Origin of the sequence: Culicoidibacter larvae, assembly GCF_005771635.1 — a bacterium.
Classification (GTDB): Bacteria; Bacillota_I; Bacilli_A; order Culicoidibacterales; family Culicoidibacteraceae; genus Culicoidibacter; species Culicoidibacter larvae.
Genome location: NZ_VBWP01000006.1, coordinates 143,755 through 154,086 on the forward strand (window position 1 = coordinate 143,755; position 10,332 = coordinate 154,086).

At 40.7% G+C, this 10,332-nt stretch carries 5 protein-coding genes; all 5 read right to left on the reverse strand.

What is annotated here, in order from left to right:
- Positions 1 to 1,662, reverse strand: coding sequence for an alpha,alpha-phosphotrehalase (gene treC, locus FEZ08_RS08155; protein WP_138191232.1), 1,662 nt, complete (start codon positions 1,660 to 1,662; stop codon positions 1 to 3).
- Between the two features lie 66 nt (positions 1,663 to 1,728).
- Positions 1,729 to 3,186, reverse strand: coding sequence for a PTS system trehalose-specific EIIBC component (treP, locus tag FEZ08_RS08160; protein ID WP_138191233.1), 1,458 nt, complete (start codon positions 3,184 to 3,186; stop codon positions 1,729 to 1,731).
- 156 nt (positions 3,187 to 3,342) lie between these two features.
- On the reverse strand, positions 3,343 to 8,910 hold the full coding sequence (locus FEZ08_RS08165; protein WP_138191234.1) for an InlB B-repeat-containing protein: 5,568 nt from the start codon (positions 8,908 to 8,910) through the stop codon (positions 3,343 to 3,345).
- A gap of 125 nt (positions 8,911 to 9,035) precedes the next feature.
- Entirely contained in the window at positions 9,036 to 9,779 is a 744-nt protein-coding gene (locus FEZ08_RS08170; protein ID WP_138191235.1) for a hypothetical protein, read from the reverse strand.
- Entirely contained in the window at positions 9,769 to 10,239 is a 471-nt protein-coding gene (locus FEZ08_RS08175) for a sensor histidine kinase (protein ID WP_138191236.1), read from the reverse strand. The genes FEZ08_RS08170 and FEZ08_RS08175 overlap by 11 nt, the downstream gene beginning before the upstream one ends.
- Positions 10,240 to 10,332 lie beyond the last annotated feature (93 nt).

Sequence of the window (10,332 nt, forward strand, 5' to 3'; positions counted from 1 at the left end):
TTATCCCAAAACCATATAGGTTTCATACGGTTGCAAACTAATAATTCCTTCTAAACGCTCAAGCGGTTTGGCGGCGTTACTGATCAACACCTGCTGACTCCCCTTTAACCACTCAATAGCAGATAAATCTATCTCCATAGGTGTATCATAAAAGTTTGCCAGCACTAGCAAATGCTCATCAGCTAAATTACGACTATAAGCAAACAGCTGTGCATGCTCAGCAAACAACGGCTGATAATCACCATCAACAATAACTGCCTGTTCTTTACGCAATTGAATCAACTTTTGATAATACTTAAACACCGACTTTGCCGCTGCACAATCAGCTGCGGCATTCACTTCATCAGCATTTCTGCCGGCACTAATCCATGGTTTACCGCTGGTAAACCCATTAGCATGGCCACTATCCCAAGTCATCGGCGTCCGACCATTATCCCGCGACTTCGCCGCTAAGATATCCAGCACCTCAGCCTCTGGTATATTGGCATTACGCAAAATCTCAAAAGCATTGAGCGACTCAACATCGCGATACTGATGAATTGAAGTAAAATCAGGATTTCCGGTTGCAAACTCTTCGCCCTGATAAATGTATGGCGTCCCTTGCATACCATGCAAAACTGTTGCCAACATTGTCGCACTCTCAAAGCGATACTCATGATCATTCCCAAAACGTGATAACGCTCGCGGCTGATCATGATTGTTCCAGAACAAGGCGTTCCAACCACCACCTTCGTGCATACCAACCTGCCACTCTGTAAATAACTGCTTTAACTCAGCAAAATCAAAAGGCGTCTTGGTCCACTTGGCTTTATCCTTATAATCAACCTTTAAATGATGGAAATTAAATACCATATCCAGTTCTTCATTCGCTGGATTAGTATAACGGATACAACTCGCTAAGTTTGTCGATGACATTTCACCGGTTGTTAAGGCATCCGGAAACTGAGCCAGAACTTCACGATTCATTTCATGCAAAAACTCATGAATGCGTGGACCATCAGTATAAAACTTACGCCCATCAGCGGTAGCAGAAGCCAAAGTATCATCTAAAAAGCGCTGATCCTTGGAAAGCAGATTCACGACATCAAGACGGAATCCGTCAATACCTTTAGTCAGCCACCAACGCATCATCTTATAAATATCCTGACGCATCTTCGGATTTTCCCAGTTTAAATCAGCCTGAGTTTTATCAAACAAATGCAAATAGTAAGTATTGGTTGCTTGATTATACTCCCAAGTAGTCCCGCCAAACTTAGACTGCCAGTTATTCGGCTGATCGCGCCAAATATAATAATCATAATAAGGATTATCCTTACCGGTACGCGCCTGCTTAAACCACTCATGCTCGGTAGAAGTATGATTCACTACCAAGTCCATAATAATCTTCAACCCTTTGGCGTGAGCTTGTGCTAACAACTCATCAAAATCAGCCATCGTACCATACAACGGATCGATCTCATAGTAATCAGCAATATCATACCCATTATCACGTTGCGGCGACACGTACGGCGGTGTCAGCCATAAATAATCAACGCCCAGCTCAGCCAAATAATCAAGCCGCGAAATAATGCCTTGAATATCACCAATACCATCACCATTACTATCTTGAAAACTTTTAGGATATATCTGATAGACAACTGACTGCTTAAATTTTGTGTTCATCTTTATTCGCCTCTCTTTATAAAAAGAAGTTGATGTGGCAAGCTGCTTGCCACATCAACCATTTTCCTACATACCGAAATCAGTTTCCTCAGCAGTAATAATTTCTTTACCGCCAGCTTTTTGTACTGCCATTTTGTGGAATACAAAGGTAAGAACCATCGGCACGGCAATTGCTACAACCATTGCAATCGCAAACGGTAACCAATATTGTGGTTGAATTGACAAGATTCCTGGCAATCCACCAACACCAATACCATTAGCCATAACGCCGGTCACAATTGAAACCACTGCCGCACAAGCTGAACCAATGATGGCCGCATAGAACGGATAACGGAATTTCAAGTTAACCCCATACATCGCCGGCTCGGTAACTCCTAACCATGCTGAAATAGTTGAAGATGTCGTTACTGAACGAGTTTTTGCATCTTTATATAAGAAATAACATGCGAAGGCAGCTGCCCCTTGAGCGATATTGCTCAAGGCAATCATCGGCCAAATCATCGTTCCACCAAGATTCGCAATCAACTGCAAGTCAACAGCAATAAAGGTGTGATGCAATCCGGTAATTACCAGCGGTGCATAAGCGAGACCGAAAATAATTGCGCCGATAAAGCTAAACGGTCCGGTTAGCAGCCATTCAAAAGCGAAGGCAATCGCATTACCGATTTCACGTGATACCGGTCCGATAATTGTATATGATAATACTAAAGTTACTAATAAAACAGTAATCGGAATGATAACCATTTTCAATGCATCGTGGATATATTTGCTTAAGAATGTTTCCATCTTAGCAAGTACAATCCCACCAAGCAATGCCGGTAGCACTTGTGCTTGATAACCAACTTTTTGAATAACGAACAGACCAAAGTCCCAAACCGGTACTTCTCCGGCAGCATTCGCTGCCGCATAGCCATAAGCATTCAATAATTGTGGTGATACCAGCATAATTCCTAAAGTAATACCTAGTACTGGCGTACCGCCAAACTTCTTAACTGTTGACCAACAAATAGCAACCGGCAAGAAATGGAATATCGCTTCACCCGGCACCCATAAGAATGAGTTTAACGCATCTACCCAAGGATACATTTGCACTAAAGTTAAACCATCAACAATAGCAATACTCTCCAAAATATTACGCAATCCTAAAATCAACCCACCGGCTAACAATACCGGAATGATTGGTACAAAAATCTCTGCCAAGTTAGCAATCAAACGCTGTAAAATATTTTGATGTTGCAACGCATCCTGCTTCACTTCTTCTTTGCTCACTTTTTCAATGCCGCTTACAGCCGCAAAATCCTTATAAAAGTCAGCAACAGCATTACCAATAATAACCTGGAATTGTCCAGCACTGGTAAATGTTCCCTTCACATCATCCAATGCTTCAATCTTAGTAATGTCTGCTTTACTCTCATCTTTTAAAACAAATCGTAATCTCGTCACACAATGCGTCAACGAAACAATATTGTCTTTACCGCCAACGTACTCAAGCAACGATTTTGCTTGTTCAGTATACTTTCCCATAGTATAAAACCTCCTAATTTGAAAACCTTTACACTACTAATATAACTTGTTTAACCAAGTTTGTCAACATGTTTAAACAAGTTTATTTTTATCACTAAAAGAAATGATAAAAACAGCGGTCTGCCAGACCGCTGTTTTTAGTTTTGAGTTTCCTCATTATTGATTATGTCGTTTTTTCTTGATGATTAATAACACAAGTCCTGCAAGAGCAACAATTGCACCGATAATAATAAAATAGAGTGTATTTTGCCCGGTACTTGCTAATGCATCGGTATTATCCAAGCTTTGTTCTTCAACAACAGTCACGGTAAAAGTAGTGTTAAGTACTCTTTCGTTAGTATTGTAAAGAATTCTGCTTGTGCTGTTGTTAGCAATTGCCGCATTTGGATCAGTATAAGCAACCTCTAACTCAAATTTTCCACTTTGCGGACTTTCTGTTAACTTAGCAATATTGCTAATACGTAATGGCGTTAAAGTTGTATTTAGATTATGATCCAATGCTGCGCTGCCAGAACGATTTAGTAATTCGGCTTCTAATGTTCCGTTGGCAATGAATGCTTTTAAATCTGCATAGCTAACTTGGAAATCATTAGCCGAAATTGTCCAAACACCATCAGCGATGTAATCTTGCCATTTCGCTTGTAACTGTAAACCACCCGCTGGCATCGTAAAGCTGCCACTGTATCGTACTCCATTAGCATCAAACCAGCCTTGGAACCCATAGCTCCATTGGTCACTGCTTAAGCTACTGATATCTACCATACTGTCGGTTGGTGCAACAATTGAATCAACACCAGTGCCGCCATGAGTATTGAATGTAATAACTTGGTCAGCTGCTGTCCACTTCGCTTTCAGCTGCAGACCGCCTGCCGGCATCGCAAAACTTCCGCTATGTTGCACATCGCTTGTATCAAACCAACCAATAAAGCTGTATCCGGCTCTAGTTGGCACAACTGTATCCAAATTCACCGCACTGCCGGTTGGTTGCACAATGCTGGTTGGAACACTCGTTACATCACCATTGTTTACATCTAAACTAATGGTCTGATCAATACCCTGCCATTTAGCTGTAAGTGTAGCATTATATGGATACATAGTAATCGTTCCAGTCACTTGAGTGTCATTGATATCATACCAACCTAAGAAGGTATAACCAGCTTTTGTGGTTACATTGGCATCGATATCGATTGGAGTATCAGTGGCTGCGTTTATCGCGGTCACTGCACTTCCGCCTTTTGCATCAAACGTCAATGTATATGTGTTTGCGCTATATTGTGCGTACAACGTTACATTGTTAGTTGGCATCGTGTCGGTGCTGAAATTCCATTCATTACCTCCAGTTTGGGCATCGAACCAACCGTTGAAAGTATAACCAAGTTTAGTTGGGTTGACTGGTTTAGGTACCAATGCACCATAAGTCACGCTTTCGGTCGTTGTTGCGCCATCGTTGTTGAAAGTCACTGTGTAACTATCAACACTAAACTGCGCATATAAAGTTACATTGTTTGCTGGCATTGTTTTCGTGTCGAAGTCCCACGCATTGCCGTCAGTTGCAGCATCGAACCAGCCGGCAAAACTATATCCGGTTTTACTTGGATCAGCTGGTTTTGTTGCCTTAACACCATAGTTGATTGTTTGCGCAGTTGGTGCGGTTCCGCTGCCACCATTGGTTGCGATATCAAAGCTCAATGTGTATGCATTCACTGAGTATTGCGCATACAATGTCATGTTATTTGCTGGCATTGTTCCAGTAGAGAAATTCCACTGAGTGCCGCCGGTTGCTGCAGTAAACCAGCCATTAAATGTATAGCCTTCTTTACTTGGGGCTGCTGGTTCAGTGATTGTTCCGCCATAGACAACATCACTCGTTGTTTCAACGCCATCATTATTGAAGGTTGTTGTATATGTATTTATGCTGAATTGTGCATACAAAGTTGTATTGGCAGCAGGCATTGTTGTCGTGTTGAAATCCCATGCTGTGCCACCACTTGCTGCCGTAAACCAGCCAGTAAATGTGTAACCGGTTCTAGTTGCATCAGCTGGTTTTGTGGCTTTCGTACCATAGTTGATTGTTTCCGCTGCAGGCACACTGCTTTCTCCGCCATTAGTCGTGACATCATAACTTAACGTATATTGATTGACTGTGTATTGCGCGTATAATGTTGTGTCTTGTGTTCCAACCGTATACGGGAAAGTTATTTTACTTCCGCCGGTTGCTGCTGTAAACCAACCGATAAACGTATGCCCTTCGCGAGTGACTGCTGGTTCACTGACGATGGTTTCTCCTGGATAGCGTTTAATCACACTATCAGCAGTCAATCCACCTTGTGCGTCCATTGTCACTTCTGTCGGAGTAATCAATCCGGCATTGATGGTTGTTGCCATCAATGTACTTGGCGTAATATTCGCAGTTTTTGCTTTTAAATGGTCGCCAGTAGCTGTTGGTGTTGAACCACCACTAGTAACCGGACTGAATCGGGTTGAGTCATCAGTATTTGGATTACCAAACACAATATCCACATTTTGGTTCTTATCTAAGCCCATAAATTTGTAGACACCATTAACCCCATTAAATGTTTGAGTTGTTGCGGTTGCCAATTGGGTTGTTGTTCCTGCCTCATAGGCAATCACCGAAACACCATTGCGTCCGTTTTCACCGGCATCTTGTAGACCATTACGGTTTGCATCATCGAAAACCACACCGGTTACAATCCCGGTTTTTAAACGAATCGCAATCGGTTCACTGGCTTTATAGCTTTCATTTCCATCAATACTACGGAAAATCCGTGCTGAGTAAATGTTTAAGTTTCCGGCATGAGCGTCCGCTAACGGATCGGTCAATGCTAATGGGAAATCAATTACATCCACTGTGCCATCGACAATCGGATTATCAGTAAAAATTTTTACCATACGAATATCGTCTTTATTCGCAATAGCATCCCATGCAACAAAGTTTGGCGAATTACGTTCTGTTTCATATGTTGTCGCATATAACACCTGATAATCAAGATTCGCTGCTGAAGTATTAATTTCTTCTAGCAATGATGTAGTCCAGCCGAAAGCCTCTTTTTGCAAATGATAGCCCGATTCAAATGGGTCTGAACCAGAAGTTAATGCAGTCTGTTCACCATATTTTGGAATTGGCACTAAAGCCGTGTAGCCATTAATTGTTTGACCTGAATTATTGGTTACCGTTAACTGGTACTTCGCATCACCACTTGGATTCAAATCAATGATTGATTGATTAGTATCATAATCATAACTCACCCATGGTCCATCATCAAGATTCGCTGCTGTTGTTACCAAGAAACTTTTTTGTGCTTCAATTTTAAAAACTTTCCCTGACGATAATGAAACCAGATTAGTTGCCGGATTATTTTTCCCGGTTACATTAAACTTATCTTTAATTAGATAAGTAAAATAACTCCCACCATTGCTGAATGTCATTGTATCATCAAGTGGTGTCACCATAATAAAATCCTGTGTCGGAATTGATGTTGTTGGTGCAGAAGGCTTGATTTTGAAATCATATTTTATTGTTGCCTCCGGATAAGCTGAAGTAATAGTATCAGGATTACCCGTACCTAAAATAACATCCGGCAACTCTAATTTATAAAATTTATTATTAGTATTATCAACACCTTCTATTGCAGTTAAACTGCCATCACTGGTTTGATAGGTATTACCGTTCCAAGTCACCTTTATCGTATTGACATCAATGGTTGCATACTCTGTATTACGCACATAGAAAGCGATTCCGTTTAATCTACGAACCATGTTAAAACTATACCGATAATTTGAATATCCCGTTGCTAAGGTAACTGAATGTTTGTCTCCACTTTTCTTGCTCACATCCAAGGTCTGTCCATACAAACCTAATGTTGCCGAATAACCATCACTTGGTGATGAAACCGTAATTGTCTGAGTTTTATTGGTGAAAACATTGGCATCATTGCCAGTCTCGAAGATTGTCAATGATGCATCGTATTGACGATTGGCCGGCATTACAAGAACCTTGCCGTAATATTTAATTATTGCGTCGCCAAAATATGAAATATCAGTGAACTGAACATTTGAGTTCCACCCTGCTGCAAAACTCCCGGTAAAGTCCCAGGCTAATTCCGTGATATATTCATTACTATTGGTAATTCCTAAACTATCCTTTGAAAGGGTTACATAATTGTTTGCACCGGAAACTGTTTGTACAGCTGTTGCCAATGTATATGTATTTCCAAGATTGGTTTTTGCTTTAATATTATCTGCTTTTATCTGGCTTGGTAACTTTAAAGTTACTTGTTCAACCCCGTATGTACTGCTATAAGCACTAAAATCCAATTTTGCTGACTGATTGCTGATTGTGCTTGCGCTCTTATTACCTAACATCATATTTCCAAGCAAATTCATACTTGCATCTTCATCTTGAATCGCAATAGAATGATTATTAGCATTTACATCTAAACTTGCGACTGCATTCGGATCGGAAACACCAATTACATTAACTTCACCTTGAGTGTAAAGATTACCAGTATGTACAGTCCCATCAATTCTGGTAATTGAGTTTGGATACCCTGGAATTGTTGCTGGTACACTAAACACAGTATAATTACCAAGTGCAATATCATTTGGTAAAGTATAATCATAATAAAGTGTTGCTGTTGTACTAAAATTTGTAGCCGTAATAGTCAAAATATCAAAGTCTGCATTACTGGCATCAGGTGTAACTGTATATGCTACACTACCATTGCTGATTCTTACTCCGCTTAAACCAATATGTTTATTAATTCGTACATTATAAACAAGCTCTTTGATTGCTCCAGGTTGAGCACCATTTTTGAAATTATATGCGTAAATATAGAGTGGCAATCCTGTAGTTGTTGTTCCGCTGTTGCCAGGATTCTTAAACTGAATTCCTTTTTGTTCAAACCCAACCCAAACACTATCAGCATTAGTAATGGTTATATTGTCAATTTTAGCAGTGCTGTTCTCTTTTTCAACACCATTTTCAGTATATGAAGTGCGTACATCAACAACATCATTAAAACTCTCAGCTGCACCATTATACATCCGCACTGAATAAGTCGGACTCATTTCAAATTGCATATCCATAATTACACTTGGTGCTCCTGGATTAATCGCATATACCAAGGTAGCTTTGCCGGTTAGTACACCATTCACCTTTTCAGGTGTATAGGTAGCATTACCAATTGCCCCTTTTAATTGATCGGCAAGTTCATTCTTATCAAATACCCAACCATTATTGGCATTTTTAACCATTCCAGGCGCTCCGGCTAATTGCAGAACATTATTGAGTTTCACTTCAATCGTTGCTCCGCTCACCTGAACACTATCCGGAAATGATTCAGAAATACTTAACGTTCTTGCTGAAGCAGCAATATCCTTTGGAGCATATGAAAAACTTGGATTTGTTGACAGATCCTTGCCATCAAAAACTGCGAATGCACTTTGCACAGTTGGCGCATCACCCAGCAACTGTCGCGTTCCTTGAACACCTATCGAATCTGATTCATCATCAGCCGCTGCATTACTTTGCGATTGGTCGGTTGTTTCGCCATTCACCGTCGCATTTTCGTCAACAGCATTCGCTGCCGAATTGTTTTCAGTAGGTACATCATCCTGAGCCATAGCCAGAATATCTACCTGAGAAAAAATTAACACCATTACTGCTGTAAAGGCAATAATTGCTTTTCCTATTTTTTTATACATGTTTAAAAACCCCTCTTTTTTCTTAAATTAAACACTACTATGTTTCACTGCTGTCATATTAATTATATTTGAGCGACTCCCAGCACTCAATGAACAGAATATGTATATTATATGGATAAAATCAGTTACTTACGTTGCAACAATTGCATCAACTGTTTGGTCACCCGCAAAACGAGTGAATATTCAACTAATAAAATCGTAATCGGAATTAAAAAGGCAATCAAAATCAACACACTAAATGCAGTGTCAATCCATGTTCCGAAAGCGCCCCACAAAAATGTCGTATCAGTAACGACATTTTCCTGAATCTGGGTAGCGGCATTATTGACATAAATATCCTGAATCGGTTCCTGAGTACCAAGTGTCCCGGCACCATTCGAATCGACAACCTGCACATTCACAGTTGTCTGCACTCCGCCATCAGTCACAAATGTAACCGGATAAATACCAGCGGCTTTAACAACATGCCCGGTATCTGCCTGCACATTAAGAAGCACCTGGGTATCCGTTCGCCATGCCTGCGCTTCAGCTGCTTTCAGCCACGCGGCATTATCCATCGACGTCACTTGCGACTGCGAAACCACAAAATCTGCAGCATCAATAGCAATATTGCCATTCACCACAGTATTCACATCGGTTATTGTCATAAGCACTGTTTCTGTCAAAGTTCGACCATTATTACCATATGTAATCTCCACTTCATAGGTACCGGCCGGTTTACCTTCGCGCACCAGTTGCTGCTTAAATTCCGTTATCGCCGCATCCCGTGACTGCGGCACCGCATACGCCGCCACCGGCTTCACCTGCAGCAAAACTACCGCAAGCATTACAAACACCGTCAGTAGCAAAAATTTCAAGCTACGCTTCATCGCTATCACCAGCTTTAATCAACGGAAACTGCACACTTAATATTACTCCTTGCTCAGTCGGTGCAAACTGCGCCGAACCACCAAGACTTTCAGCAGCCTGTTTGATAACATACATACCAACACCGCTTGATAATTCATTATTACCGGCAATATAAAACAAATCAAATACTCTGGCAAAATCAATAGCGCTAGTATCAGAAACATCATTAGATGCAATAATATGCAACAATCCGTCTTCTTCATACAGCGTAATCGCAAATTCACCGCCGACATCAGTGTACTGACAAATATTGGCAATAATGTTATACAGCAACTGCTTTAATTGAATCCGATTAATTTTTATTTCCAGGAAAGCTGGCATATCGGCAACAAAGAACAAGTTCTTGTTCTTTATTGCCGTCTCGAAGCGGAGAATTAAATGCTTCACCTCACCAACAATATCAACGAGCTCTTTCTGCATAAAAGACTGCAGATCATCCTTGTATAATAAAGACAGAGTTTATTGTAGAGTTAAATATTCTATGATAAGCTCTTTTTATATTGTTGTGGATCA

Bases quoted from the DNA above. Each gene is read 5' to 3' on its own strand.
- FEZ08_RS08170 (WP_138191235.1), bottom strand. From the start codon at position 9,779: ATGAAGCGTAGCTTGAAATTTTTGCTACTGACGGTGTTTGTAATGCTT.
- treC (WP_138191232.1), bottom strand. From the start codon at position 1,662: ATGAACACAAAATTTAAGCAGTCAGTTGTCTATCAGATATATCCTAAA.
- FEZ08_RS08175 (WP_138191236.1), bottom strand. From the start codon at position 10,239: ATGCAGAAAGAGCTCGTTGATATTGTTGGTGAGGTGAAGCATTTAATT.
- FEZ08_RS08165 (WP_138191234.1), bottom strand. From the start codon at position 8,910: ATGTATAAAAAAATAGGAAAAGCAATTATTGCCTTTACAGCAGTAATG.
- treP (WP_138191233.1), bottom strand. From the start codon at position 3,186: ATGGGAAAGTATACTGAACAAGCAAAATCGTTGCTTGAGTACGTTGGC.